This is a genomic window from Stenotrophomonas oahuensis, from assembly GCF_031834595.1.
Classification (GTDB): domain Bacteria; phylum Pseudomonadota; class Gammaproteobacteria; order Xanthomonadales; family Xanthomonadaceae; genus Stenotrophomonas; species Stenotrophomonas oahuensis.
This window is the reverse complement of sequence record NZ_CP115541.1, coordinates 2233727-2259222: the sequence shown is the minus strand read 5'-3', so window position 1 is coordinate 2259222 and position 25496 is coordinate 2233727. Positions and strand designations below refer to the sequence as shown.

Below are 25496 nucleotides of genomic sequence, written 5' to 3'. Positions count from 1 at the left end.
TGAATGGGCGACACGATACGCCGGTCGGATGACCGGAGCAAGACGGGGGGGTGTAGCGACGCGCCATGCGCGTCGGATCGCCGGCCACATTCGCGCACCGCGCGGACACGCATGGCGTGTCCCTACGGTTGCCTTGCTTTGGCCTCCAACAACGCCTTCTCGCGCACATTCGTGGTCAATTCCGCCGCCCGCGCAAACGCCTCCGCCGCCTCCTGCGACCGCCCCAGCTGCGACAACAGGTCGCCCTGCACCGCCGCCAGCGGCGCGTACTCGCGCAGCCGACCATCGGCCGCCAACGCCTCCACCAGCGGCCACGCCGCCGCGGCACCAGCCGCCCGCGACACCGCCACGGCCCGATTGAGCTCCACCACCGGCGACGGATTCACCTGCGCCAGCCGCGCATACAACGCGGCCATCTGCGCCCAGTCGGTGTCCTCCAGCCGCCGCGCACGGGCATGGCAATCGGCGATTGCCGCCTGCAGTACGTACGGATCGCTCGCGCCGCCCAGTTCCAGCGCGCGGCGCAGCGCCGCCTGCCCCCGGGCTACCTGCAGGTGGTCCCAGCGGCTGCGGTCCTGGTCGGGCAGCAGAATCGGGTTGCCCTCCGCATCCACCCGCGCCCGTGCACGCGAGGCCTGCAGTTCCATCAACGCCAGCAGGCCGTGCACCTGCGGCCACACCGGCAGGCGCTGCTGCAGGATGCGGCCCAGCCGCAACGCCTCTTCGCACAGCGCCGGGCGCATCCAATCGTCGCCGCTGCTGGCCGCATAGCCTTCGTTGAACACCAGGTAGACCACTTCCAGCACCGACGCCAACCGCTCCGGCAGCGCCGCCTGGCGCGGCACCTCAAACGGCACCTGCTTGCTGGCCAGGGTGCGTTTGGCCCGCACGATGCGCTGGGCGATGGTCGGCTCCGGCTGCAGGAAGGCGCGTGCGATCTCGTCGGTGGTCAGCCCGCCGAGCAGGCGCAGGGTCAGCGCGACGCGTGCGTCTGCACCCAGCACCGGGTGACAGGCCACGAAGATCAGCCGAAGCAGGTCATCGCCGATATCGTCGCCCAGCGCCTCAGTGTCGTCGGGCAGCGGCAACGGCTGTGGTTCCAGTTCGCTGCCCCATTGCGCGTGCTGCCCCGCCACCCGCTGGTGCTGGCGCAGCACGTCGATGGCGCGGTTGCGCGCGGTGGTCATCAGCCACGCTCCGGGATTGTCCGGCACGCCCTGCGCCGGCCAGCGCTCCAGCGCGGACAGCCAGGTGTCCTGGACCAGTTCTTCGGCCCGCCCCACGTCGCCGCCCAGCATGCGTGCCAGGCGTGCGATCAGAGCCGGCGCTTCCATGCGCCAGAGAGTATCCAGTCGTTGCGTCAGCGTGGCATCCATGCCGGGAATGAAACCACTCAGCCCGGCGCGGCGTCCATATCCATGTGCGCCACTTCCCACAGATGCCCGTCCGGATCCTGGAAGCTGCGCTGGTACATGAAGCCGTAGTCGCGAGGCGGCTGCGGTTCGGTGCCGCCCGCTTTCAGTGCCTTCTCCAGCTGTGCGTCCACCGCTTCGCGGCTGGTTGCCGACAGTGCGTTGATCACCGCTGCGGTGGCGTGGGTGTCGGCGATCGGCTTGCTGATGAAGGTCTCGAAGAACGGCTTGCGCAGCACCATGACGAAGATGTGCTCGCTGATCACGATGCAGGCACCGTCGTCGTTGGAGAAGGTGGGGTTGAGGGTATAGCCGAGCGCGGTGTAGAAGGACTTGCTGCGCTCGAGGTCTTCGACAGGCAGGTTGACGAAGATCATTTGTTCGTTGGTCAGTTTCATTCGGACATTCCAGGTGTCAGAGGGCGCAGGCGTTACGGGAACGGCTTCATGCAGTTGACCATCCACGGCTTGCCGTACTTGTCTTCCAGCATGCCCCAGCGGTGCGCCCAAAACGTTTCGCCGATCGGCATGGTGACCTTGCCGCCTTCGGACAGCTCCTTGAACACCCGTTCGGCTTCTTCAATGCTGTCCACGTCGATGTTGATGGTGGTGGTGCCGGCACCGTCGGACGGCGGACCGTCGGCGGCCATCAGCACAGCATCGCCCACTTCCAGCTGGCTGTGCGCCACCAGGTTCGGGTCCAGCGGACCGGGGGCGTCGCCGCAGCCATCCATGTTGTCGCTAGGCGGCATGTCGCCGTATTTCGTTTCCGAGGTGACGTTGCCGCGCAGCACCTTGGCGTAGAACGCCATGGCTTCGTGGGTCTGGCCATTGAAGCCCAGGAAGGGAATCAGTTTCATCGGGTTTCTCCGTCGTTGTGTTCAATCTGATCGCGCAGACGCTGTTCCTGCGCACGTAATTCCGGGGTGAAGGCTTCGCCAAAGTCGTCCATGTCAAACAGCGGGCGCAGTTCAACCACATCGTTGGGCGCGAACGGGGCGCGCTTGGCCCACTCCAGCGCCTCATCCATCGAGCGCACCTGCCACAGCCAGAAGCCGGCGATCAGCTCGCGGGTTTCGGCGAACGGGCCGTCGATGACCCGCGGGGCCGTCCCGCCGTACACCACCCGGTGGCCGCGGTGGCTCGGCTGCAGGCCCTCGCCGGCCAGCATGATCCCGGCGTTTACCAGCTGTTCGTTGAAGTTGCCCATGGCGGCCAGTTCCGCCTCGGTGGGCATCACCCCGGCTTCGGTGTCCGGGCTGGCTTTGACGATCACCATCACTTTCATTGCCGTGTCCTGTTCACGGGCCCGGTTCGGGGGCCCTTCATGACATACGACGCACCAGTGGAGCCCAGATCGACATCCCCGGCAAAAAATATTTCGATCCCGTCACGTGGTGACGGTTATGGCCTGAACAGGCGGCCACTGCCGCACTGCAACACAGGTGCCGCGCCGGCTGCGGCATCATGGGTGCTTCCCCCGCTGCCGGTGGTGCGCCCATGCAATTCCTGCTGCTGATCAACATCGACCCGGAACTGATCCAGGCGCTTCCGGCCGAGGAGTACGACGCCGAGATGCGGGGCTGTCTGGCCCATGCCGACGAACTGCAGGCCCAGGGCGTCCTGGTGATGTCGCAGCAGCTGCAGCCGGTGGAACAGGCGCGCACGTTGCGTGTGCGTCAGGCGCAGACGCGGATCACCGATGGCCCGTTTGCGGAGACGCGTGAGTTCCTGGCCGGGTTCAATCTGATCAACGCGCGCGATGCCGATGAAGCGATGCGGATTGCGCGCGAGTTCCCGTGGTCGCGGTACGGCAGTATCGAGGTGCGGCCGGTGGCGGATATGGAGGCAGAGCGGGTACGGGTGAGCGCAGCCGCGTAGAGCCGGGCGTTACGGCAGCACGGTCACCTTCAGATCACGTGGGCCTACGGCTTCGTTTCCGCTGTAATCGCGCGCACTGCCGCGGATGATGTAATCCCCTGCGGGTAATGCTTCAGGCAACCAACGCCCGGTTTCCACCAGCCCATCGCGCACGGTGTTGGTCACCAGATACCGGAACCGGGTCACCGCACTGCCGTGCACGGTGATGCCGCTGTCGGGCGCATACGCCACCAAGGTGGCACTGCGCTCGCGCGGCATGCGGTTGAACACGATGTTGAAGCGCGGCTGCTCGTAACCCAGCAGCGGCTGGCCTGCGGCATCCAGAATCTGGTAACCCACCTGGTACAAGCCAAGCCGACGACGCGGCAGGTTGTGGTCCACCTGGTCCCAGGCCTCGACCACGATCTGCACACCCGGCCCCAGCCTCGAGATCGGCACGCGTCCATCCGCGCCCGGCGTGATCGGCTGGTCGGCATCATCCAGCACTTCAACGCCGGTGATGCGCGGCGCGAAGGCGTCGGCGTAGCCGGTGAAGCCCAGCGCCACCGCGTTGCGTTCGAAGCCGCTGGCCCCGACGCTCAGGTGCACGTGCGCCATGCGGTTGATGCTGCCCAGCGGATCGCCGGCCTGGAAGCGGGTACCGCGACGCACGCGCACGCGTTCCAGCTTGCCGTCCAGGTCCAATAGTTGCGGCCAGCGTGCGTCGAAAGCGCGGCCCTGCGGATCGCGGCCGACTTTCATGTGGATGTAGCGGATGCGGTCCAGTGCCAGCCCCTCGGCCTGGTCGCCGACCGACCACGCGCCGAACGGGCTGCTCACCTTGCCGTCGGCCACCGCTCGCACGGTCTGCCCGACGTCACCGCGGATGTCGAAGCCGTCGTGCAGGTGGTGCCGGCTTTCGCCTTTGAAGCTGCCGCGGACTTCGCCGAGGGTGCCGACTACTTCGTGCCAGCCTTGTTGGGGGTCTAACGGCCAGCGGCCTTCGGTGGCCGGTAAGGGGGCGTCCGGGGCGGGGCCGATCAGGGCTGGCGGTGGGGTGGTCGGCGTTTCCTGCCGGGCAAGACCCGGCACTACCACCGGGTGCAGGTGGTGTACGCGGTAGGACGCGGCATCGGCAAGGTACAGCCCACCGTCGGCATCCAACGCCAGCGCGGACGGCCGTGAGAAACGCGGCTGCGGCGGCACGCCCACCAGTGCCACTGCATGGCCGTAGGCGGAAATCTGCACCAGCTTGCCGTTGATGTCGCTGACGTAGAGCACGTCATCATGGGTGACTGCCAACGCCATCGGCCCACTCACCAGCCCGCCTGCCGGCACCCGCGTATCCACCGTGCCGTTGGCGGCCAAACGGCGCACCGCGTTGTTGTACAGGTCGGCAATCAGCAGATTGCCGTGGCTGTCCCACGCCAGCGACACCGGCGTGTCGAAGCGTGCGCCGATGCCGGCTCCGTCCACGTTGCCGGGCGCGTCGCCACCGGCCAGCGTGCGCACCTGGCCGTCCGTTTCAATCACGCGGATGCGGTCGTTCCAGGTGTCGGCCACAAATACCCGCCCCTGGGCATCCACCGCCACGCCCATCGGCCCGTTGAAGCGCGCCTGCGCGGCCGCGCCATCGGCAAAGCCCGGCTGGCCGTCGCCGGCCAGCGTGCTGACGGTGCCGTCCACGCTGATACGGCGGATCACATGGTTGCCGGTGTCGGCCACGAACAGGTTGCCCGCCGCGTCCAGTGCGATCTGCGAGGGCGTGTTGAACTGCGCCTGCAGCGCCGGACCATCGCGCCAGCCTTCGCCCTGCCCGGCCAGGGTATCCACCCGGCCGTCCGGATGGATGCGCCGGATCCGGTTGTTGTCGCCGGCGTCGGCCACGTAGACCACGCCCTGGGCGTCCACCACCAGGCCGTAGGGGTCGGCAAAGCGCGCCTGCACGCCTGCGCCCTCCTGCAGCCCACCCACGCCGTCGCCCGCCAGCAGGTCGATCTGCGCGATCCAGCCCAGCGGCGTCGGCAGCGGTCCTGGCGGCGGTTCCGGTACCGGGTCGCTGCGCAGGAATGTCCATGCCAGTGCTGCCAGCGTGGCCGCTGCCACCACCGCGATCCCTGCCCATCGTGCGCGCGTCATCGGCGTCCCTGTCATGATTCCAGCCGTTGACCTTAGCCGCTGACATCCGTGCTGCCCAGCCCTGCGCTTGTGCTGCTGGCGTGTTCCGGTTTCAATCGGGCATCGCCCCCAAGGAAGGACGCCCTGCATGTCCCGCTGTCGCCGTAACGCACTGGCCGTGATGCTGTCGCTGTGTCTGTTGCCTGCCATCGCGGCGGCAGGCGTCGATCCGGCCTTCAACGAAGCGCTGCAGGCAGCCTCCAATCAGGTGGCCCAGGGCGACTCGCTCGGCGCTGCCATTGCCTACGAACGCCTGCTGGCCGACCCGCGTCTGGAGACGCTGGAACCGGAGTCCCGCAGTGAGGTGTGGGCACATGCCGCGATTGCCGCTGGCGTGCAGGGTGACGACACGCTGGCTGAGCAACGCGTGCAGAAGGCGCTGGACATCAAACCGGACTACGCCGAGGCCCGACTGTTGCTGGCGGGACACCAGATATCACGCGGCCAGCTGGACGCGGCCGCCGACAACATGATCCGCGCCATCCGCGACAGCAAGGACACGCCGGCACTGGCCGAAGACCAGGTGTGGTACATCAGCATGCATCTGCGCAAAGACCCCGCCCGACGGCTGGCACTGCTGCAGGGGCTGTTCGATCAGCACTGGAAGCCCGATGGCATCGAACCCATCTGGTACTGGGTCGACCTGGCAGAGCTGCAGGTGGAAAGCCCGCAGTCCGACCGCGTGGCCGCCACGCTGGAGCGCGTGGACGCGCCGCTGCCGCTGATACAGCTGCGCGCCGACAAGCGCTTTGACCGCTTCATCCAACGCGGCGACGCCCGCTTCGATCCGGTCGCCGCAGCGCAGCGCTACATCGACCAGATGCGGGTGGAAACCATGCTGTCACCCGGCTTGAACGAGGCCGCCGTCGCACTGGCCAATGCACTGCTGGTCACCGGTCAAGCCGAAGACGTTGTCGGCATGACCCAGTCGCTGGGCGATTTCGCCGCACAGGCGCGGTCCCTGCCTGAAGCGGAGGAAGCGCGTCCCGTCGGGATGATGCTTAACGCCCGCGCCCGCGCATTCTGGCAGCTGGGCCGAAACGACGAGGCCATCCAGACCCAGGAGCTGGCCACCCGCATGGCCTCGCCGGGCGACGACACCGAACAGAAGCTGCGCCTGGCCAGCAGCTACACCGGGCTGCATCGCCCGGCACTGGCCCGCCAGACCCTCAGGGACATGGGCGAGCTGTCCGTTCAAGGCGAGGGCATGACCCAGGTGATCCTGCTGCAGGCCGCCCAGCAGCTGGCCGATGCCGATGCACAGCAACAGGCGCACAACGCGCTGGCCGCCGTGCGCGCGCAGGCTCCCGCCTACACGATGCTGGGGCTGGTGACCGATCACCGCCTGGACGAAGCCGCTGCCGTGCTGGCCGAACGTCTTGCCGACCCGTATGAGCGGGGTTCGGCGCTGCTGGAGCTGCAGCAGCTGCGCGAGCGGCCGGAACTACCGGGCGACAAGGACTTCCATGCCAGCTGGAAGCAGTTCAAGGCGCGCGCGGATGTGATCGCCGCCGCGGAGAAAGTCGGGCGCATTGAAAGCTACGCGCTCTACTCCGAGTAAATGCCTGTAGCGCGAAATCAGCGCGCCGGCGTCTGCGGCGCGCCGCCCATCGCGTCGCGGTAGCGTACGTACAGTGCGCTGACCTTTTCCACGTAAGCCAGCGTTTCCGCATACGGTGGCACGCCCTTGTAGCGGGTCACCGCGCCGATGCCAGCGTTGTAGGCAGCAGCCGCCAGCGTGCGGTCGCCCTTGTAGCGCTTCAGCAGCGCCTGCAGGTAGCGCGCCCCGCCGCTGATCGACTGCTCGGCCGAGAACGGGTCGGTCACCCCCATCTCGGTGGCCGTATCGGGCATCAGCTGCATCACCCCCTGCGCGCCCTTGGGGGACACCGCAGCCGCGTCGAAGTTGCTTTCGGCATGGGCGATGGCCCGCAGCCAGGCGTCTTCCACGCCGGTGGCCCGGGCTGCGGCCTTGAACTGGCGCGCGTGGCGGTTCAACTGCGCCGGCCCCACCTTGCCCAGCCCCGGGTGCGCCGGTTCGCCCGGCGGGGTGGTCACGGTGAACTTCAGGAACACCCGCGAGCCCGGCAGGTTGCGGGTGGAGTACACCAGTACGCCGTCCTGCTCGCGTTCGTACAAGGTGCCGCTGAACACCCCCATGTTGCCCCACAGGTTGGGGGCCTGCACCGCGTTGTCGTCCACCTGCTCGGCGGTGCATTTCGAGCCCGGCTCCGGCGCGGTGGCCAGGCTGACGGTGTTGTTCTGCACGCAACGATAGACCGTGCGTGCCACTGCCGGCGCACCTGGCAGCAGCGACAACAGGGCCAAAGCGACAGGCAACGGACGCGTCATGGGGAAAGGCCCGCAGGGCGGGCGCGGCGAGCGGTGGCGGGATGATCCGGCCGTACCGATGATGGCCCGGTGACGGCTTCACCTCGTTCATGCGTCCTGATACCGACACTGGGCAAATCCCGACAGCGTTCTGAGTGAAGTTCTGTTCCCATAGCCGCCTGCGGGTGGTGTCATAACCGCACCCCCTACACCCGACTGCACCGAGGTTAGCTTGAAGCGCGCCAGGATCATCGCCGCCATCGTGCTTGCCGCCCTCATCGGCGCGGTCGTCCCCGTTCTCACGGTGGCGTACTTCACCTGGGCACGGCAGCAGGAGCACGAACAGCGCACCTTGGCCAGCACCGCAGAGCGCACCCTGCTGCGTGCGCACCGCGCTTACGAAGGCGGTCTGATGGCCCTGCGCAAGCTCAACCAGACCCCGTTGCCGCCCTGTTCGCCTGAGCATATGCAGTTGATGCGCAACCTGGCGGTCAGCACCCATTCGGCCGAGCAGGTCGGCTACTTCGAAGCCGGCCGGCTGCGCTGTACGTCGTGGGGACTGACTGAAGACGACATCCCCGAACCCCTGCCCGACCACGTCACCGCCGACGGGGCCGGCATCTCCCTGGGCGTGCGCCCACAGGCCGGCGACGGCAGCCCGATGGTGGCGGTGCAGCTGGGCCGGCACGACATCATCATGGATCCCAGCCGCTTCGTTGACGTCATTGCCGACCCCAACGTGCGGCTGGCTGTGGCCACGCCGGACGGCCGCCTGCTCGTGCAGCAGGCACTGCCCGACCAGAACCTGCTGCTGGACCTGCTGCGCAAGCCGTCCAGCGGGCGCACAGCGCGCAGCTGGTACGCCACCGCGCAGGACCAGGAGTGGCTGGCAATCGCGGTCTCTCCGCGCACCGACTTCCGCACCAGCTTGTATCGCCAGCTGATGCAGCTGCTGCCGCTGGGCGTGGCCGGCGCGGCGTTCGGCGTGTTCGGTGTCTGGTGGCTGTCACGGCGGCGCATGACCCTGCGCAGTGAACTGACCAGCGCAGTGCGCCGGGGTGAGTTCAGCATGCAGTACCAGCCCATCATCGAACTGGACACCGGCATCTGCGTGGGTGCCGAATCGCTGGTGCGCTGGTCCCGCCCCGACGGCACCTCGGTGCGGCCGGATCTGTTCATTCCGGTGGCCGAGGAAACCGGCCTGATCAACGCGTTGACCGATCACGTCATCGACCAGGTCATCCAGGACATGCGCGAGCTGCTGGTGCGCGACCGCAGCGCGCATATCGCCATCAACCTGTCCGCAGGCGACGTCGGCAGTGGGCGGGCGTTGAAGGTGCTGTCTGCCAAGCTGCAGGGCACCGGCATCCATCCGCAGCAGATCTGGCTGGAGGCCACCGAGCGTGGCTTCATCGACATCCAGGGCGCACGCACCTCGCTGGCGGCCGCCCGGCGTGCCGGCCATTGCGTGGCCATCGACGACTTCGGGGTCGGTTATTCCAGCCTGCAGTACCTGCAGACCCTGCCGCTGGATGCCTTGAAGATCGACAAGTCGTTCATTGAAGCCATCGGCACCCACAGCGCCACCAGCCCGGTCACCTCGCACATCATCGACATGGCCAAGACGCTGGGGCTGTTCACCGTGGCCGAGGGCGTGGAGACCTCTGCCCAGCTGGCCTATCTGCAGGCCCGGCAGGTGGAATTCGGCCAGGGCTGGCTGTTCTCGAAGCCGTTGCCGGCCGAGGAGTTCATCCGCTACCACGAGCAGCGGCTGAAGCAGTACGGCAAAGCCAAGGAAAACATGCAGAACCCCAACAGCGCGCACGAGTGATCGCACGTAGAGCCGGGCTTGCCCGGCTGGACGCGCCGACGTCATCCGCCGCGGGCGTTCATCCTCCATCGCTATAATGACCGCGCGGCAGCCAGCCGCCTTGTGTTGAGGTGTGCCCCGATGCGCCATTGATGCCGCCGTCGCAATGACGGCCTGACTCCCTTCCCGCCTGCCCTACCGGGCGGTACGTCGCGGGGTTTCCAAGGCATCCATGGAGGTCGCATGACCGCATTCGCACTCACGCTCGACCGCGTGACCTACACCCTGCCCGACGGGCGGGTCCTGTTTTCTGAACTTTCCACCAGCTTTGACACCACCCCGACCGGGCTGGTCGGTCGCAACGGCGTGGGCAAAAGCGTGCTCGGCCGTCTGCTGGCCGGGCAGCTGACACCCAGCGCCGGGCACATCCAGCGCCACGGCCGGGTACATCTGCTCGCCCAGCACAGCGGCGAAGTACCCGGACGCATTGCCGACCTCGCCGGGGTGGCACCGGTGCTGGATGCGCTGGCCCGAATCGAGGCCGGCAGCGTGGACCCGGATGACTTCACCGCCGTGGGGGAGCGTTGGACCCTGCGCGAGCAGCTGCAGGCCCAGTGGCAGCAACTCGGCCTGCCGCCGCTCGACCCGGACGCCCCCGCACGCCAGCTGAGCGGCGGCCAGGCCATGCAGGTGGCACTGGCCGGTGCGCTGCTTTCCGACGCCGACGCCCTGGTGCTGGATGAACCCAGCAATCACCTGGACAGCGCGCATCGCCACCGCCTGATCGAGGCTCTGCAACAGTGGCGCGGCGGGTTGGTGGTGATCAGCCACGACCGTGCCCTGCTGCAGCAGATGCAGCGCATCGTCGAGCTCACCCCGGGCGGCCTGCACAGCTACGGTGGCAACTTCGAGGTGTATGCGCAGCAGAAGCAACAGGCGCAGCGCGCGGCCGAAGCCGAGCTGGCCCTGCGCAAGCACGAGCGCCGACAACAGCAGCATGCCGAGCGGGAGCAGCGCGAACGCCAGGCGCATCGTCAGGCACGGGCCACGCGGGACGCGCGTACCGCGAACCAGGCTCCCATTCTGCTGGGGGGCATGAAGAACCGCAGCGAGCACAGTGCGGGGCGGCTGCAGGCACAGCTGGCGCAGCGGCGCGCCGAAGGTGATGCGCGGGTGCGCGAAGCCGCGGCGCAGGTGGAAGCCGATGTGCAGGTGGCGCTGCTCGGTCCCGCGTTGAGTGCGCCGGGACCGCAGGTGTGCGCCGAGCTGCGGCAGGTGCAGTTGCCGCATCTTCCGGCAACGCAGGGGCACATCGAGCTGCGCGTTACGCGCGGCATGCGGCTGGCGGTGTGTGGGGCCAACGGTAGCGGCAAGTCGACGTTGCTGCGGGTGCTGGCCGGTGTGCTGCCGCCCGCCTCAGGTGAGGTGCGGCGTGCGGCGACCACTGCGTATCTGGATCAGACCCTGTCGTCGTTGCCGGCGCAGCAGAGTGCGCTGGAACTGCTGCTGCAGGCGAACCCGACGGCGGGCGAAGGCGTGCTGCGCACGCGGCTTGCGCTGCTGGGGCTGGATGCCGAGCGCAGCCTGCGTCCGCTGAACACGCTGAGCGGGGGCGAGCGGATGAAGGCCGCGCTGGCGGCGGTGCTGTATGCGGAGCAGCCGCCGCAGCTGTTGCTGCTGGATGAGCCGGGCAATCACCTGGATCTTCCGTCGCTGGCGGCGTTGGAGGAGATGCTGCGTGGGTATGGCGGTGCGCTGGTGATCGTTTCGCACGATGAGGCGTTGTTGCAGGCGGTGGGGATTGAGCAGCGATTGCAGATGCCCCCGTCATGATCACGTCACCCCCGCGCCCACACCGGGAATGCATCCGGCAACACCTGCCACACCATCGGCCCGGCGCGCATTTCCTCGTCGTTCAACAGGCACGCATCCAGCTCCGCGCGCACGGCGCGCTCGTTCATGGCCACGCCGATAACCGCCAGTTCCTGGCGGCGATCGCCCCACACTGGATGCCACATTCGGCGCATCGCGGCGTACTCACCCGGGTCACCCACCTCATGCGCGGCCGGCAGCGCAGCCGTCCAGCATGACGCCTGCTGGCGCACCCAACCGGCATCGGTGTAAGGAATCTGCGGCGGCGGCAGCAGCGGCACGGTGTCTTCCAGCCCGGCATCCACGCGCTCACGTGCCGCATACCAGAACCCCGCCGCCTGGGTACGGGTGGACGCGCCCACGCTGGACAGTTCGCCCACCCAGTCCATGCGGTTGGTCAGCCAGAAGAAGCCCTTGCTGCGGATTACGCTGTTCAAGCCACTTTCCAGCGCGCGCGCAAAACGCTGCGGATGGAACGGGCGGCGGGCGCGGTAGACGAAGCTGCTGATGTTGTATTCCTCGGTCTCCGGCGTGTGCTCGCCACGCAGCGCCTGCATCCACCCCGGTGCCAGCTGTGCACGCACGAAGTCGAAGCGCTTCGTGTCCAGCAGTTCATGCGCAGGTACCTCCCCGTGGCGCGACAACACCAGCCGCGCGTCGCGGTTCATTGCGCGGAGCACGGCCAGGGTCTGCTGCAAGGACTCGTCGTCGATCACATCGCACTTGCTCACCACGATCACATTGGCGAACTCGATCTGGTCAGCGAGCAGGTCGACTACACCGCGCGCGTCGTCTTCGCCGGCCTGCTGGCCGCGATCTGCGAGGCGATCCGTGCCGCCGAAATCACGCAGGAAGTTCTGTCCGTCCACCACCGTCACCAGCGTATCCAGCCGCGCGATGTCGCCGAGGCTGAAGCCGTCGGCATCCCGCACCGAGAAGGTCGCCGCCACCGGCATCGGTTCGGCGATGCCGGTGGATTCAATCAGCAGGTAGTCATAGCGGCCCGATGACGCCAGCTGTTTCACCTCCTGCAGCAGGTCGTCACGCAGCGTGCAGCAGATGCAGCCATTGCTGAACTCCACCAGGGTTTCCTCGGTGCGGCTGAGCGCCGCGCCACCGTCGCGAACCAGTTGCGCGTCCACGTTGATCTCGCTCATGTCATTGACGATCACCGCCACCCGCAGCCCCTGGCGGTTGCGCAGCAACTGGTTGAGCAGGGTGGTCTTGCCCGCCCCCAGGAAACCGGACAGGACGGTGACAGGCAGGCGCGGATCGGCAGAGGGGGATGCAGTGTTCATGGCAGGGTCGGCTGGGAGAAGGAATGAATGTTACTGTATAACACTCGAAAGCCAAGGGCCCCCACCCATGAAACACCCCCACGCCTCCCTGCTGGACGCAGGAGCCATTGCCCTGTCTGCGTTATGCCTGCTGCATTGCCTGGCCCTGCCCTTGCTGGCTGCCGCTCTGCCCCTGCTGGGGGTGTGGGCCGAAGCCGAGTGGGTGCATGTGTTGTTCGTGGCGATTGCGGCCCCCACCACGGGGTTGGCGTTATGGCGCGCGCACCTGCGCTACCCGGTGCCGATGTGGGCGGGTGTGGTCGCCGTCGCCGGGTTGCTGTGCCTGCTGGCCGGTGCGGCGGAGTGGCCGAGCCATGCTTTGGAGACCCCGATGACGGTGGGCGGGAGCCTGCTGCTGGCCGGCACGCATGTGTGGAACGCGTGGCGGCAGCACCGGCATTGATAAGCCCCCTGTGGCAGGTGACTCCGATCAAGGACGCGGCGATGTAGAGCCGGGCTTGCCCGGCTGCGCCTTCCACGTAATCCGCCAAGAGCAGCCGGGCAAGCCCGGCTCTACGTCATCGGCGCGTCGGGTAACGGGCGCGTCGTGGCGCGTTCGTCATCGCGGCCCGTCGGGCTCAATGCGGCGTGGCCGGCATCTGCTTTGGTAGCGTCGGTCGACAGACGACGGCCGATAACGGTGATCTGCACGTAAACGCATGATCCAACCCGAAGCCGCCCCTCAGCGCCCGTAAGCCCGCAACAGCTTCACCAGCACCTGCGCTTCTTCCGCCCGCTCGGCCGGGTCGTCGGACGACACCACATGCGCCTGCAGGTGCTCATCCAACAGCGCCATCAATCCAGCACTTGACCTGATCTAGATTGAGCTCACGAGGCGCGATGCATCAGCGAACAGAGATGGTCCCAGTCGCGTGTCCGCATTGCCGAGGAACACAAGCCTCCATTCGCGTGGAGATGAAACGTGGGGTTTCGGAAATACAGTTCACCCAAACATGTCTATCGTCGGTGAATGCACCGCCGTAGTGCCACGTTTGGTGATATTGGCATCGACCGTTGTCGGCGGAAACCGTCGCAGACAGCGGACCTGCTACGCTGCTTCTGGCTTGAGCTCTTCCGTATGCAAGAAAGTTTCCGACGGGTACCGATCCGGAAGGCGCAGTGGTGAACACGTAGTCCGACGACTTGCCGACCACTCCATCGACTGCCATGGAACCCTCATCGATTCGCTCATTCTCGTTGCGCGGTAGATGGCACCCCCAACCACTCACGGCACCCGAGATGATGGACTCCCCGTCGAGAGATGGCTTCATTCCATGTTGAGCGCAAAACTCCTCGTGATATTTCTGTGTCGCCTCAGTTTGGATACTGGGATCGTAGACGTAGGTCGTTGAATCCACTTGATCCAGTCGCTGCTCCACGTACCTCGTACCTCCGCGCGCATCAGGCATTGCACTGCTTCGGACCACAATGCGGTTTCCTGCGGAATCCACGTCAAGCCGGTCTGAGTACGACTTCTCCTCAGTTGCACCTGCTGCAAAAGACGTTACCAGCAGGAGACAGGTCAAACTCTTCATTGGCTCGAAACTCCTCGATTGGGAGCGCCGAGTCTTGTTTCTCAAACGGGCCAAAAGTGTGCGCCAGTTCAAAAATTCAAGGCGTTCAGAATTGTTGATGACGCCCGCGTAGTTCAATCCATTGTGCATCAAGGGCATCGGCACTCTGCTTGAGCAAAGAGAGACTCACTTCATGGTGGTCGATTACGACATTCGATTCATGGGTTGTGTCGCGATCAACTCGTTGTGCGTGAGGCGCCGCCCCTCAGCGCCCGTAAGCCCGCAACAGCTTCACCAGCACCTGCGCTTCTTCCGCCCGCTCGGCCGGGTCGTCGGACGACACCACATGCGCCTGCAGGTGCTCATCCAACAGCGCCATCAACAACCCGTGCGCGGCACCGCGCACCGCGGAGGCCTGGACCAGCACCTCGCTGCAGTCGGCGTCCTCGTTCTGCAAAGCCGTTTCCAGAGCAGTTACCTGCCCGGCCATGCGGCGGACCCGGGCAAGGAGGGCTTTTCGGTGTTGGTTGACGTGTGCCATAGCGCCGGAGCATACACTGGACTCATACCCCTAGGGGGTATACATTGCACACCTTCGCCCTCCCCTGCCGTGCCCCGCCATGTCCCTGACCTCCGCTGCTGACGCCCGCAGCCACAGCCACCGCTTCGACGACGGCAACCCGCTGGCCGAACGCCGCACCCGCCGGGCCCTGTACCTGACCGCGGTGATGATGGTGGTGGAGATCGTGGGCGGCTGGTGGTTCAACTCGATGGCGGTGCTGGCCGATGGCTGGCACATGAGCTCGCATGCGCTGGCACTGGGCATGGCCGCCTTTGCCTATGCCTGCGCGCGCCGCTACGCGCATGACGGGCGCTTCGCCTTCGGTACCTGGAAGATCGAGATCCTGGGCGGCTATACCAGCGCCATCGCCCTGCTGGGCGTAGCCCTGCTGATGGCGGTGCAGTCGGTGGAGCGGCTGCTCGTGCCCAGCAGCATCCATTACGACCAGGCCATTACCATTGCCGTGGTCGGGCTGGTGGTGAACCTGGTCTGTGCCTGGTGGCTGCATGACAGCCCGGGGCATTCGCATGGGCACGGGCACGCTCATGGTCATGCCCACCACGGGCATGAGCATGGGCATCACGATCACCACCACCATGGTGACCACGGCCACGGCCATCATCAGGATCTCAACCTGCGTTCGGCCTACCTGCATGTGCTCGCCGACGCCGCCACCTCGGTACTGGCGATCGTGGCCTTGTTCGGCGGCAAGCTATGGGGCGCGGCGTGGCTGGACCCGGTGATGGGCATTGTCGGGGCGGTGCTGGTGACGGTCTGGGCGATTGGCCTGCTGCGCGACACCGGCCGCATTCTTCTGGATGCGCAGATGGATGCGCCGGTGGTGGCCGAGGTACGCGAGGTGATCGAGCAGGGTCCGTGGGCTGCGCAGCTGGCCGACCTGCATGTGTGGCAGGTGGGCCGTGGCAAGTTTGCGGTGGTGGCCAGTGTGGTCAGCACCGACGACGTTTCAGCCGATACGCTGCGTGACGCCTTGGCCGTGCACGAAGAGCTGGTGCATATAACGGTGGAAGTGCACCGCCTTGCGTAGAGCCGGGCTTGCCCGGCTGCGCCTTCCACGTAATCCGCCAAGAGCAGCCGGGCAAGCCCGGCTCTACGTAATGCGCGATCAACGAACGGTCATCTCTCCGTTGCGAGCATCGCAACGCTTGGGAATACAGGCTTCAGTCCTGGTCGAGATGACGCGAGGGAGATCGACTCGGCAGTTCACCCACACCTGCTGTGAAGCGGTGAATGGACCGGAGTACGTCCAGCTCTTCGACATCCGGCAGCGGCCGCCGTCTGCGGTGACGCTGGTGGCGAGCCTGCCCGCCTGACTGCTCTTACCGGATACATACCCGTAGGCGATGAAGTTTCCGACCGCGACGACACCGTTGGGGGCCTGGGACCTGACCCAATCAGGCGCGTCGTTGCGGACGCTGCGGCCCGCCCCGGTGCTGCCCACCCCACCATCGTTCGGCTCCAGTGGACCGCTGCATGCCCAGCCGCTGATCGCACCCGACAGGACGGTTTCACCGTCAAGCGACGGAACGCCGCCATGCTCGGCACAGAACGCTTCGTGGTACTGGTTCGTTGCTTCACTCTGGATACTGGGGTCGTAGATGAAGGTGGTTTCATCTACCGGATCCAGGCGCTGCTCAACGTGCTTCGTGGCCCCTGTTGCATCCACGAACGTTGTCGTCCGCACGATCACCCGGTTTCCGGCAGCGTCCACTTCGGGGCGGTCTGTGTAGTAACTGGAATCGCTCGCACTCGCCGCGAACGAGCTTGCCAGCAGCAGGTACATCAAACACTTCATGCGCATTGACCTTGTTGGTTGGGAGCGCGAAGTGTTCCTGCATGGCTTCGGTGGAAGTGTGCGCTACGTCAATAGTTCAACGGATCCGGAATGTGGGGGAATGTTCGCTGCGCTGAAGACCTTGTGCATCAAGAGCGTCTGCAACGCCGTTGGACAAAACTGGCGTCCTCCATGGCGGGTGATTGCGACATTCGATTCATCGATTGTGTCGCGATCAATCCATTGTGCGTGCGCCGCATGTCGTGGAGCCGGGCTTGCCCGGCTGAGCCTTCCACGTAACCCGCCAGGAGCAGCCGGGCAAGCCCGGCTCTACGTATCCCGCACGTCAGATATAGCGTGCATGCCATCCAGTGCGTCCCAATTCCGCGCGCGAACCGGAATCACCACGGCCCGCCGCTAATGGATGCTCATGCTGCTACTGTCATCCACACAGTGATTGGCGATGCAGGCATCCAGTGCGGTGGCAACCTCACCGCGATCGCGCACGGTGCAGGTGACCCAGGCCTTGTACTCGCCCTTGAACGCGGCCGGGTGGTACTGCAGGAAGTGGCTGCTGCAGGTATCCACCCGTACCGTCCCGCTGATCACGTCGGGCTCGGTGGTCTCGTAACGCAAGGTTCCTGCGGCACTGAACTCCTGGCCTTGGGGTCCGGAGCCCCGTGGGGCGCGGGCTTCGAGGAAGCCGGGGGGCTGGTCCGAGCGACCACCCTGGCGCACGCAGCTCCAGGCGGAGATGGCGGTGAACGTCGTCTCGCCGCCGCGCGCCGGTGCCATGCGGCTTTCGGCGCACAGCGCGCGGTAGTAGTCCTTCGTGGCTTGGCTCTGGTCTTCGTAGTCGAAGGAATAGGTGTTGCCATGTAGATGGCGAATGCGCTGCTCTACCTGGCGCATGACGCCGTTTGCATCGAGTTCTTCGGTGGTTCGCACCACGCGTTCTTTGCCTTCGGCGTCCAGCTCGATGCGATCGTGGTAGTAGCCGTCTGCGTGTTCGATCAGGGGCACGGGTGCGGACAGCAACAGTGCAAGGATGAAGCTCATGGGCGTACCTGCCTCGTGGGTGATGGAGGCGGGAGGTTGGCGGTGATGCGGGCCTGGAACTGTGCGGTGTGTTCCAGGATAGGCAGCATCAATGATGATTTCGTATTTGTTGCACGGTGATGGGTCCCGCTGACACGCATGGCGTGTCACTACGGAATCCCTCAACGCCTGTAGTGACACGCCATGCGTGTCACCGCGGTGCCAATCACAACTTGAGAATCATCCCCAACAGGAACAGTCCCAGCGGCAACGAACTGAACACCGCCCCCGCCGTCCCCAGCCACGGCCAGCGCTCGCCGCGCACCCGCGACCCCAGCCCCACGATCACGCCCAGGATGGACGCGCCCAGCACCCCGAGCGAGATGCCGGCATTGCTCAACAACCATTGCCCCACTTCCGGCGACGCCAGGCCCACGGCATAGGCCAACGCGAACATCGCCGGGGCGACCAGGAAGCTGCCCACGCCCAACAGCGGCGCTCGGGTACCGGGCACTCTGGACGTGGAAACGGAAGGCGGCATCGAAGGGGCAGGACGGGACATGGGCGGCACAGGTGAACGAGTCAGCTGCCACCGTACACCATTGCCGGTTCTGCACATCGCCCACGCGCGGGGTGCGGCACTATGACGCAACATCTGCCGTCAGGAGAACCGCCATGCGCGCCTTGCCCTGTCTGCTTCTATTCCCCCTGGCCCTGCTCGCCGGCTGCGACAAACGCAATGGCGGCGACACGGTTTTCTCTGCCGACCCGATGCTCGGCTGCTATGCCACCCATCCGCGCAAGGCGGCCGACTTCCGCATCGACCAGGAACAGGGCCGGTACTACGTGTCCTTCAACCGCGACGAACAGTGGCAACGCGAGGCCACCCCGCTGCAGGAAGCCAAGCGCGACGAAGTGGCCAGCTACTTCCCCAGCGATGCCGACCAGATCGACCGTGCCCTGGTGCGCAACAGTGGCGGGTTCGGACTCTTCCACCTGAAGTCCAATGCCACGCTGCGAGGCAAGGCCAAGGACAGCGACTACATGACCCTGGTGCTGATCGGTGCGGGGCCGGTGTTCCGCACCGGGTGCGACTAGCACGCAAGTAATGCCCAGATGGATGAAGCAATCACCCAGCGGCGACCCGACTTCCCAAGTCGGTCGCCCCAGTTCTCAAAAATGAAAGAGAGATTACCGCACAGAAACTGTCCCGGTCGCCCGACCACACTTGTTTGGAACGCAAGCTTCCATTCCCGAGTTCATGAATCGTGGCTCATGAGCGCGGCAGGCGACCTTCGCCCGATGGTCCCCCGTAAAAGGGAAGCCATAGTACTGGGAGAATTCGGTGTGACAGCGGTTGTCGACATGGGAAACACCCCTCATCGAGCCTGCCACGCTACTCTGATAGTGCGCGGAACCCTCCAACGCAAAGTTCGTATGGCTCTGCACAGACCCTGAAGGTGCAACGGCGTGAACGTAGTCGAGTGGGAACCGCTGAAGGTCGGCGAGCTCATCCGGGTAAAGCTCACGGACGTTGCTGCAGTGCCAGCCACTGGCGTCAGCGCCAAACAGGATCTCTCCCTCGATCACCGGTTTCATGCCGAGATGCTCGCAGTAAGAGCGGTGGTATTCCTTCGTTACTTCACTCTGCTCATTGAAGTCGTAGCGCAGTCGGCCGTCTGCCATTACCCGAAGACGCTGGTCGACCTGGTTGGTGCGCCCGACATTTTCCACTGCCCTGATGACCGTCCTCTGACCCGCTTTGTCAAAGACGGTCCGATCTGCGCCAGCCTCGGGAACGCCAGCGTGGACGGACGCGGAACTCATTGCAAATAGCAGCCCTACCAGATTTTTCATCGAGTACTCCCGAATTGATGGAAGGCTGTCAGCCTGCAGACCAACGGCCGGCGCTACCATGAAACTCTTCTCATATTTGTTCAGCACTTCCCTAAAAGAGTTCGCACCTCCACCCGAGGTGCACCGCAGCGGCGAGCCGCGGATATGCAGCTGACGCCGGCGCGGTGAGCGCGCCCAGCGGTGATGCCATCCCCTGTAAACAACCGTCATGCGCCATTCCGCCCACCCTGGCGGCGGTGGATGGAGCTGTACCGCCACTGCGAAGGTTCGCGCACATGCCCGTGCAACACCGGGCTGTGATGCACGCGGGCGATCTGCTGCTGCAGATCCTGCGCATCGACGATGCGCTGTTGCGGAAAATCCGCCTGCCACAACGGCCGCGCGCAGCGGTCGCGACGCAGCAGCGCGCGCGGTGGCTGGCCGGGCAGCTGCCGATCGAACACCGCCTGGACCTGCCGCCAGCGGCCTTCGCCATCGTCGTCGCCCGGTGGCAGGGTCCACACCCCGTGCAGTTCGCTGGGCAGCACCACGATGGCCTGCAGGATGAAAGGGCGGGTCTGCCGGGCAATGCGGAAGGCCCGCCGCAGCACCTCGGCGTGCTCCACCAGCAGGTGACTGCGTGGGTCGCGCAGGTAGGCACTGAAGTGCCACGTGTTCTCGAACGGGGCGTACGGGCGGGGCGTGTCCATGACCCCAGTGTGCGAACCCCGCCGGCCGGCCACGATCAGCCCAGGCCACGGCCGCGGGTCGGGCGGCGACGCGTCGGCCGGTAGGAATTCACCGGCTCGGGTACCCTACCCACCCCCGTGCCTGCCCGAACGCCCGTGCCACACTACACCGGTCCCCTGCTCACCCGCCCCCTGGCCGAAGCGCTGCTGCGCGCCCGCGACAGCGGAGCCGCCGAATGGACCGGCTCGCTCGACCTGGGCCGCAGCACCGGCACCGCCACCCTGGCCGCCGACCACTGGCAGTGGCAGGGTGTGACCTATGCCTACCCCGGCAAGACCAAGGACCGCACCCTGTATTACTGGGACGGCGAGGAGTTCCTGCCGGTCTCCCGCTTCGGCTCGGCCCTGATCAAGCTGGTGCCCACCGAGTGGGACGCGCCGACCTTCGAGATCGACGGCATCAAGATGCTGCCCAGCGCCCAGGTGTCCCCGTTCGAGGACGCGCGCCGCAAGGTGGCGCTGGTGGCCCCGGCCGGCAAGACCGTGCTGGATACCTGCGGCGGGCTGGGCTACTTCGCCGCCTGCTGCCTGGAAGCCGGGGTGACCCGGATCCAGTCGTTCGAGAAGAACCCCGACGTGCTCTGGCTGCGCACCCTCAACCCGTGGTCGCCCGACCCGGACGCGGCCAGCAGCGGCGGCCGGCTGTCGCTGACCCACGGCGACGTCTCACAGGCCATCGAAGGGCTGGAGAGCCGGTCGGTGGACGCCATCCTGCATGACCCACCCCGCTTCGGCATTGCCGGCGAACTGTACTCGCAGGTGTTCTACGACCAGCTGGCGCGGGTGATCCGCCCGGGCGGCCGGATGTTCCATTACACCGGGGCCCCGAACAAGCTGACCAGCGGCCGCGATGTGCCGCGCGAGGTGGCCAAGCGGCTTGAGAAGGCCGGCTTCAAGGCCGAGCTGGCACTGGACGGGGTGCTGGCGGTCAAGCGCTGAGCGATTTTTATTTTTCCTTGTAGATCAACCACCTGCCCCCTCCGGAAGGTTTCCGGCAAGCTTCGTCAGCCACGTATGAGCAGTCTCGGGCCTCGACATCCCGTCCGCTTCACGAGGTCTGCCGCCATGCACGCTCCCGCCGCCGATCACCGCCAACCAGGCTCCCGCCATGTGCGGCGCTGACCCCCGCGAGCCGCTGTTCCGGCGCGGCCTGCCCGGCGACGACAGCCGCCCGGGCTGGGAAACGGCTCCGGAACTGCCGCACCTGCCGGCGGTGAACAACCAGGTGTTCATGCGCTGCGCCAACGGCATCGGCAGCGACACCCCCGGCCAGCTGTTCGTGGCCATCGGCCACCCGCCGCTGCCCTGCTGGCCGGACCTGCTGCAGCCGCTGGCCCCGCACCCGCGCCTGCTGGTGCCGCCGGTGACCCTGCGCAGCGTGCAGGACCTGAAGACCTTCTTCGAACGCCACCCGGGGCACGCCCAGCGCAGCGTGGCCTACGGCATGGCCGACCGCTACACCTTCCAGGCCCGCTACGAGCAGCGCGACAGCACTGCCGCGATGCAGCTGGAGCTGCGTGCACACGCATGCCCGCCGGCCTGGACGTTCTCGGTGCTGGGCAGCGACGCCAACGGCCCGCTGCAGATCGCGCCGTTCGTGCTGGGCCGTGCCAATGGCTGGGTGAGCAGCCTGGCCACCGTGCCCGCCGGCTATGAAGACACCCTGACCCTGCACATCGACACTCACGGCCATATGCCCGGCGAGGACGCCCGGGTGGACCTGGTGCTCTCGGTGCAATTGCCTGTGCAGGGCCTTTCCGGGCGTGACCAACCCACGCTGTTCCGGCTGGGTTGCCACTCCTGGCGCGCGCAGCCGCCGGCCATGGATACGGCCTGGCCTGCGCGCGGGGTGGCCAGCGACCTGCTTTGAAGCACGATCGTCTTCACATTGCCTTACTATCGGCGCATCGGCCACCGGTCGTGTGCGCTGACAGCCAGAAAGGGCAGTGCGTTGAACGAACAAACCCCGCAGGGTCCGGCCGTCGCGCATTTCCGCGTCGGCGACTGGATCGTTTACCCGAAGGAAAACGCACTGGCCAGCGACGCCGGACGCGTGAGCGTTGAGCCGCGCGCGATGGAAACGCTGGAATTCCTGGCCTACAACGCCGGCACCGTGGTCAGCCCCGAGCGCCTGCTGGTGGAATGCGGAGCCGACGTCAGCCTGGGCGACAACCCGGTGCAGAAGGCGATCGCGCAACTGCGCAAGGCGCTGGGCGACAGCGCGGTGGCCCCCCGCTACATCGAAACCATCCGCAAGCGCGGCTACCGGCTGATTGCGCCGGTGACCCTGCCGGCCGGGTATCGCGGCCCAGTGGCACACGCCGCCGCGCCGGCCACGCCGGGCAGTCCGTTCCGGGGCCTGCAGGCCTTCGACAGCGACGACGCCGGCGTGTTCTTCGGCCGCAGCGCCGCTGTGGAAACCCTGGTGCAGGCACTGGAAGCGCAATGGCAGCAGCAGTGCGCCTTCGTACTGCTGGTCGGAGCCAGCGGCAGCGGCAAGAGCTCGCTGCTCAACGCCGGCCTGATTCCGCGGCTGGCACCGCCAGGCGTCGGCGCGTTGGACGTGGTGGCCATTGCCCGCATCCCCGGCCGCGGCCCGGGCACCCGCACGTTGGCCGCCGCCGTCGCCGATGCGCTAGTGACCACCTTGCAGCCGGCCCTGCTGGAAGGGCATGAGGTCAGTACGTGGCAGCAGTCGCTGCAGAACACCCCGGAGCGCGCCCTGCAGCAGCTGGGCGACCGCATCCACAGCGCCCAGGGCGCACGCCAGGGGGATCGCGCGCCGGCACTGGTGGTGGTGATCGACCAGCTGGATGACTTCTTCCCCGAAGACGGCGACCCGGCGCAGCTGGCCCGGGACGCCACCCTGCTGGGCCAGTTGGTGCGCAGCGGCCACGTGGCGGTGGTCGCGGCCTGCCGCAGCAGCGCTTACGCCACCCTGGCCAACGTGCCCGCGCTGCTGGCCCTGAAACAACCCAGCGGCCATGTCGACCTGGCTCCGCCGGGGCCGGCGGAAATTGCCGAGATCATCCGTCGTCCGGCGCAGTTGGCGGCGTTGTCGTTCGAGGAAGGCCCCGACGGCCGGCTGGACGACGTGCTGCGCGATTCCGCCGTGGCCCAGCGCCACGCGCTGCCGCTGCTGCAGTACACGCTTCAATTGTTGTACGAGCACCGCGAGGAAGGCGGACGGCTGGGCTTCGCCGCCTATTCGGCGATTGGCGGGCTGGACGGCGCGCTGCGCCAGCATGCCGAACAGGTGATGGAAGGGCTTTCCCCCGCCGCACGCGCCAGCCTGCCGAACGTGCTGGTGCATCTGGTGCGGTACTCGGCCAGCGGCGAGCAGATCAGCTGCGTGGCCGCGCCACTGCAGGTGTTCCAGCCGGGCCCCGAACGCGAACTGGTGGATGCGCTGCTGCGCAACCGTCTGCTGGCCGGCACCGCCGAGGACGACACCCCCGCCGTGCAGATCGCGCATGAAACCCTGCTCAGTGCCTGGCCGCGTGCTGCGCAGTGGGTGGCCGACAACCGCGACGACCTGCACCTGCGCGAGCGCCTGCTTCTGGCCGCGCAGCGCTGGCAGCAGGAAGACCAGCGTCGCGACCTGCTGCTGCCCGGCGGCCGCCTGCTGGACGAAGCGCGAGACCTGCTGCAGCGCCGCCCGCAGGTGCTGGACGCCACCTCGCGCTCGCTGGTCGCCGCCTCGGCCCAGCGCGAGCAACGCCAGCGCTGGGTGAAGCGCGGCGCGATCGGCACCGTGTGCACCCTGGCGGTGGTGGCCATGGCCGGTTTCGGCGTCGCCCACCATGCCCGGCTGCAGGCCGAGCAGGACCGCGAGCGCGCCGCCGGGCTGGTGGAATACATGCTGGGCGACCTGACCGATCGTTTGGAGCAGGTCGGCCGTCTGGACCTGCTGGACGAAGTGGGCACCCGCATCCAGCACGACCTGGCCGGTGCCGAGGCACGCAGCCAGGACACGCGCCTGGAACGCTCGCGCGTGCTGCGCCAGCTGGCGCGCATCCGCGTGGCGCGCGGTGCACTGGATGAGGCCGCACCGCTGGCCAGCGAATCGCTGGCACTGGCGAAACAAGTCGTGGCAGAGCAGCCGGAATCGGCAGAGGCACAGTTGGCCCTCGGCGAGTCGCACTACTGGAACGGCTACATCGGCTTCGTGCGCAATGAAACACCGGTCGCGCTGCAGCACTGGAACGGCTACCGCGAGGCCACCGTGCGCGCCACCGAGCTGCAGCCTGAAAACTCCAAGGCCTGGCTGGAAGCGTCCTACGCGCTCAACAACCTGGGCACGCTGGCGCGCGGTGCCGACCAGAATGCGCAGTCGCTGCAGCTGTTCCAGCAGTCGCTGCAGTACAAACGCCGCGCGCAGGCGCTCAATCCCGATGATGTGCGCCTGCGTGCTGACCTGGCCGATAGTCTTTCCTGGGTGGCCAGCGCGCACGACCGGCTGGGTCAGTGGCCACAGGCCCGCGCTGCCTATGACGAAGCACTGACGGTGATTGCGCAGGTACGCGAGCGCGCACCGCAGGATGCCGAATGGAAGCACCGCGAAGCAGTGCTGCATACCTTGCGCGGGCAGATTCTGTCCAGCCTGGGCGAGCGCGAACCCGCACACGCCGACCTGGTGGCCGCCACCCGGCTGCTGGACCAGATTGGCGAAGCACAGCCCGAGCGCAGCGACTGGGCGCGCGACCGCAGCGTCACCCATCGCACGGCCGGCGAGCTCGCCCTGGACGTGGGCAATCTGACTGACGCCACCGCGCACTTTGTGACCGCTGACCGCCTGCTCGGTGCGCTGCTGGACAGCGGTGCCGAGGTGCGTGAGCTGCCGCGTTTGAAGATCCGCGCGGCGCTCGGTGCGGCCCGTCTTGCCCATGCCGCCGGTGCAGCAGCAACGGCTGCGCAGCGCCTCGCCCAGGCGCAGGGGTATCTGGATGAGATGCCGGCGACCGAGAAGCCGTCGCGGCGCGAGCGCCTGCTGCGTGCGGAAACCAGCGTGCTGCGCGCTGAGCTCGATGCCGCTCATCTGGGCGCGCACGCCGAGCAGCTGCGTCAGGCCGCGCTGTGGCTGGGCAGCGAAGAACAACGTGCCACTGATCGCGAAGCACGCGACCTGTGGCAGCGATTGTCTCCGCTGCTGGCGGATCTGCAGCCTGCACCACCGTTGATTCGTTGATTTCGTGCCGGTTGG

At 66.9% G+C, this 25496-nt stretch carries 24 protein-coding genes; 10 read left to right on the top strand and 14 right to left on the bottom strand.

What is annotated here, in order from left to right:
* Nucleotides 1-122 precede the first annotated feature (122 nt).
* The 4 genes from PDM29_RS09905 to PDM29_RS09890 are packed head-to-tail and all read right to left on the bottom strand — an operon-like array spanning nt 123 to nt 2699.
* Nucleotides 123-1334 carry an RNA polymerase sigma factor gene (locus PDM29_RS09905; RefSeq protein WP_311193657.1) on the bottom strand — a complete coding sequence of 404 codons (1212 nt, stop codon included), beginning with the start codon at nt 1332-1334 and terminating at the stop codon, nt 123-125.
* A gap of 59 nt (nt 1335-1393) precedes the next feature.
* Nucleotides 1394-1810, bottom strand: coding sequence for a VOC family protein (locus PDM29_RS09900; protein ID WP_311193656.1), 417 nt, complete (start codon nt 1808-1810; stop codon nt 1394-1396).
* A gap of 32 nt (nt 1811-1842) precedes the next feature.
* Nucleotides 1843-2271, bottom strand: coding sequence for a VOC family protein (locus PDM29_RS09895; protein ID WP_311193655.1), 429 nt, complete (start codon nt 2269-2271; stop codon nt 1843-1845).
* Nucleotides 2268-2699 (bottom strand): YciI family protein, encoded by a 432-nt coding sequence (locus PDM29_RS09890; protein WP_311193654.1) that lies wholly within the window; start codon nt 2697-2699, stop codon nt 2268-2270. The genes PDM29_RS09895 and PDM29_RS09890 overlap by 4 nt, the downstream gene beginning before the upstream one ends.
* Nucleotides 2700-2911: 212 nt before the next feature.
* On the opposite strand from PDM29_RS09890, the gene PDM29_RS09885 reads away from it, so the two are divergent.
* On the top strand, nt 2912-3292 hold the full coding sequence (locus tag PDM29_RS09885; RefSeq protein ID WP_311193653.1) for a YciI family protein: 381 nt from the start codon (nt 2912-2914) through the stop codon (nt 3290-3292).
* 9 nt (nt 3293-3301) lie between these two features.
* Here the strand turns inward: PDM29_RS09885 and PDM29_RS09880 are convergent, their stop codons facing one another.
* On the bottom strand, nt 3302-5410 hold the full coding sequence (locus tag PDM29_RS09880; protein ID WP_311193652.1) for a gluconolaconase: 2109 nt from the start codon (nt 5408-5410) through the stop codon (nt 3302-3304).
* Between the two features lie 127 nt (nt 5411-5537).
* Here PDM29_RS09880 and PDM29_RS09875 point away from each other — a divergent pair, with 127 nt between their 5' ends.
* Entirely contained in the window at nt 5538-7010 is a 1473-nt protein-coding gene (locus tag PDM29_RS09875) for a tetratricopeptide repeat protein (protein WP_311193651.1), read from the top strand.
* 17 nt (nt 7011-7027) lie between these two features.
* Here the strand turns inward: PDM29_RS09875 and PDM29_RS09870 are convergent, their stop codons facing one another.
* Entirely contained in the window at nt 7028-7801 is a 774-nt protein-coding gene (locus PDM29_RS09870; protein WP_311193650.1) for a lytic transglycosylase domain-containing protein, read from the bottom strand.
* A gap of 211 nt (nt 7802-8012) precedes the next feature.
* On the opposite strand from PDM29_RS09870, the gene PDM29_RS09865 reads away from it, so the two are divergent.
* Entirely contained in the window at nt 8013-9611 is a 1599-nt protein-coding gene (locus PDM29_RS09865) for an EAL domain-containing protein (RefSeq protein ID WP_311193649.1), read from the top strand.
* Between the two features lie 222 nt (nt 9612-9833).
* Complete coding sequence (locus PDM29_RS09860; RefSeq protein ID WP_311193648.1) at nt 9834-11423, top strand: ABC-F family ATP-binding cassette domain-containing protein; 1590 nt, start codon at nt 9834-9836, stop codon at nt 11421-11423.
* Between the two features lie 5 nt (nt 11424-11428).
* Here PDM29_RS09860 and PDM29_RS09855 read toward each other — a convergent pair whose 3' ends face one another.
* Nucleotides 11429-12760 carry a GTP-binding protein gene (locus PDM29_RS09855; RefSeq protein WP_311193647.1) on the bottom strand — a complete coding sequence of 444 codons (1332 nt, stop codon included), beginning with the start codon at nt 12758-12760 and terminating at the stop codon, nt 11429-11431.
* A 67-nt stretch (nt 12761-12827) separates the two neighbouring features.
* Here PDM29_RS09855 and PDM29_RS09850 point away from each other — a divergent pair, with 67 nt between their 5' ends.
* A complete protein-coding gene (locus PDM29_RS09850) occupies nt 12828-13202 on the top strand; it encodes a MerC domain-containing protein (RefSeq protein ID WP_311193646.1) in 375 nt (124 codons plus the stop codon).
* 279 nt (nt 13203-13481) lie between these two features.
* Here the strand turns inward: PDM29_RS09850 and PDM29_RS21125 are convergent, their stop codons facing one another.
* Both PDM29_RS21125 and PDM29_RS09845 read right to left on the bottom strand, forming a co-directional pair.
* The gene (locus PDM29_RS21125) at nt 13482-13595 is read right to left on the bottom strand and encodes a metal-sensitive transcriptional regulator (RefSeq protein ID WP_484606902.1); all 114 of its coding nucleotides are present in this window, start codon (nt 13593-13595) and stop codon (nt 13482-13484) included.
* A 983-nt stretch (nt 13596-14578) separates the two neighbouring features.
* Entirely contained in the window at nt 14579-14854 is a 276-nt protein-coding gene (locus tag PDM29_RS09845) for a metal/formaldehyde-sensitive transcriptional repressor (protein WP_311193645.1), read from the bottom strand.
* Between the two features lie 79 nt (nt 14855-14933).
* Between PDM29_RS09845 and dmeF the strand changes: the two genes are divergently transcribed.
* Nucleotides 14934-15923, top strand: a complete 990-nt coding sequence (gene dmeF / locus PDM29_RS09840; RefSeq protein WP_311193644.1) for a CDF family Co(II)/Ni(II) efflux transporter DmeF — start codon at nt 14934-14936, stop codon at nt 15921-15923.
* A gap of 78 nt (nt 15924-16001) precedes the next feature.
* On the opposite strand, the gene PDM29_RS09835 is transcribed toward dmeF, so the two are convergent.
* The 3 genes from PDM29_RS09835 to PDM29_RS09825 all read right to left on the bottom strand — a co-directional run bounded on the left by PDM29_RS09835 (nt 16002) and on the right by PDM29_RS09825 (nt 18270).
* Complete coding sequence (locus PDM29_RS09835) at nt 16002-16679, bottom strand: hypothetical protein (protein ID WP_311193643.1); 678 nt, start codon at nt 16677-16679, stop codon at nt 16002-16004.
* A 408-nt stretch (nt 16680-17087) separates the two neighbouring features.
* Nucleotides 17088-17729, bottom strand: coding sequence for a hypothetical protein (locus PDM29_RS09830; protein ID WP_311193642.1), 642 nt, complete (start codon nt 17727-17729; stop codon nt 17088-17090).
* A gap of 205 nt (nt 17730-17934) precedes the next feature.
* Nucleotides 17935-18270: a hypothetical protein gene (locus PDM29_RS09825; protein WP_311193641.1), complete on the bottom strand. Its 336-nt coding sequence runs from the start codon at nt 18268-18270 to the stop codon at nt 17935-17937.
* 113 nt (nt 18271-18383) lie between these two features.
* Between PDM29_RS09825 and PDM29_RS09820 the strand changes: the two genes are divergently transcribed.
* Nucleotides 18384-18806: a hypothetical protein gene (locus tag PDM29_RS09820; protein ID WP_311193640.1), complete on the top strand. Its 423-nt coding sequence runs from the start codon at nt 18384-18386 to the stop codon at nt 18804-18806.
* 93 nt (nt 18807-18899) lie between these two features.
* On the opposite strand, the gene PDM29_RS09815 is transcribed toward PDM29_RS09820, so the two are convergent.
* Both PDM29_RS09815 and PDM29_RS09810 read right to left on the bottom strand, forming a co-directional pair.
* Nucleotides 18900-19775, bottom strand: coding sequence for a hypothetical protein (locus tag PDM29_RS09815; protein WP_311193639.1), 876 nt, complete (start codon nt 19773-19775; stop codon nt 18900-18902).
* Nucleotides 19772-20254: an REP-associated tyrosine transposase gene (locus PDM29_RS09810; RefSeq protein ID WP_311193638.1), complete on the bottom strand. Its 483-nt coding sequence runs from the start codon at nt 20252-20254 to the stop codon at nt 19772-19774. The genes PDM29_RS09815 and PDM29_RS09810 overlap by 4 nt, the downstream gene beginning before the upstream one ends.
* 135 nt (nt 20255-20389) lie before the next feature.
* On the opposite strand from PDM29_RS09810, the gene PDM29_RS09805 reads away from it, so the two are divergent.
* From PDM29_RS09805 to PDM29_RS09795, 3 genes are all read left to right on the top strand, one after another.
* On the top strand, nt 20390-21232 hold the full coding sequence (locus PDM29_RS09805) for a class I SAM-dependent methyltransferase (protein WP_311193637.1): 843 nt from the start codon (nt 20390-20392) through the stop codon (nt 21230-21232).
* A gap of 169 nt (nt 21233-21401) precedes the next feature.
* Nucleotides 21402-22163: a hypothetical protein gene (locus PDM29_RS09800; RefSeq protein WP_311193636.1), complete on the top strand. Its 762-nt coding sequence runs from the start codon at nt 21402-21404 to the stop codon at nt 22161-22163.
* Between the two features lie 81 nt (nt 22164-22244).
* Entirely contained in the window at nt 22245-25481 is a 3237-nt protein-coding gene (locus PDM29_RS09795; RefSeq protein WP_311193635.1) for an nSTAND1 domain-containing NTPase, read from the top strand.
* Nucleotides 25482-25496 lie beyond the last annotated feature (15 nt).

Excerpts from the sequence above, each read along its gene's own strand:
- PDM29_RS09815 (WP_311193639.1), bottom strand. The coding sequence starts at position 19,775 with ATGACGGTTGTTTACAGGGGATGGCATCACCGCTGGGCGCGCTCACCG.
- PDM29_RS09810 (WP_311193638.1), bottom strand. The coding sequence starts at position 20,254 with ATGGACACGCCCCGCCCGTACGCCCCGTTCGAGAACACGTGGCACTTC.
- PDM29_RS09820 (WP_311193640.1), top strand. The coding sequence starts at position 18,384 with ATGCGCGCCTTGCCCTGTCTGCTTCTATTCCCCCTGGCCCTGCTCGCC.
- PDM29_RS09885 (WP_311193653.1), top strand. The coding sequence starts at position 2,912 with ATGCAATTCCTGCTGCTGATCAACATCGACCCGGAACTGATCCAGGCG.
- PDM29_RS09890 (WP_311193654.1), bottom strand. The coding sequence starts at position 2,699 with ATGAAAGTGATGGTGATCGTCAAAGCCAGCCCGGACACCGAAGCCGGG.
- dmeF (WP_311193644.1), top strand. The coding sequence starts at position 14,934 with ATGTCCCTGACCTCCGCTGCTGACGCCCGCAGCCACAGCCACCGCTTC.
- PDM29_RS09860 (WP_311193648.1), top strand. The coding sequence starts at position 9,834 with ATGACCGCATTCGCACTCACGCTCGACCGCGTGACCTACACCCTGCCC.
- PDM29_RS21125 (WP_484606902.1), bottom strand. The coding sequence starts at position 13,595 with ATGGCGCTGTTGGATGAGCACCTGCAGGCGCATGTGGTGTCGTCCGAC.
- PDM29_RS09845 (WP_311193645.1), bottom strand. The coding sequence starts at position 14,854 with ATGGCACACGTCAACCAACACCGAAAAGCCCTCCTTGCCCGGGTCCGC.
- PDM29_RS09895 (WP_311193655.1), bottom strand. The coding sequence starts at position 2,271 with ATGAAACTGATTCCCTTCCTGGGCTTCAATGGCCAGACCCACGAAGCC.
- PDM29_RS09880 (WP_311193652.1), bottom strand. The coding sequence starts at position 5,410 with ATGACGCGCGCACGATGGGCAGGGATCGCGGTGGTGGCAGCGGCCACG.
- PDM29_RS09875 (WP_311193651.1), top strand. The coding sequence starts at position 5,538 with ATGTCCCGCTGTCGCCGTAACGCACTGGCCGTGATGCTGTCGCTGTGT.
- PDM29_RS09900 (WP_311193656.1), bottom strand. The coding sequence starts at position 1,810 with ATGAAACTGACCAACGAACAAATGATCTTCGTCAACCTGCCTGTCGAA.
- PDM29_RS09800 (WP_311193636.1), top strand. The coding sequence starts at position 21,402 with ATGTGCGGCGCTGACCCCCGCGAGCCGCTGTTCCGGCGCGGCCTGCCC.
- PDM29_RS09905 (WP_311193657.1), bottom strand. The coding sequence starts at position 1,334 with ATGGAAGCGCCGGCTCTGATCGCACGCCTGGCACGCATGCTGGGCGGC.
- PDM29_RS09830 (WP_311193642.1), bottom strand. The coding sequence starts at position 17,729 with ATGAGCTTCATCCTTGCACTGTTGCTGTCCGCACCCGTGCCCCTGATC.
- PDM29_RS09850 (WP_311193646.1), top strand. The coding sequence starts at position 12,828 with ATGAAACACCCCCACGCCTCCCTGCTGGACGCAGGAGCCATTGCCCTG.
- PDM29_RS09870 (WP_311193650.1), bottom strand. The coding sequence starts at position 7,801 with ATGACGCGTCCGTTGCCTGTCGCTTTGGCCCTGTTGTCGCTGCTGCCA.
- PDM29_RS09835 (WP_311193643.1), bottom strand. The coding sequence starts at position 16,679 with ATGTACCTGCTGCTGGCAAGCTCGTTCGCGGCGAGTGCGAGCGATTCC.
- PDM29_RS09855 (WP_311193647.1), bottom strand. The coding sequence starts at position 12,760 with ATGAACACTGCATCCCCCTCTGCCGATCCGCGCCTGCCTGTCACCGTC.
- PDM29_RS09825 (WP_311193641.1), bottom strand. The coding sequence starts at position 18,270 with ATGTCCCGTCCTGCCCCTTCGATGCCGCCTTCCGTTTCCACGTCCAGA.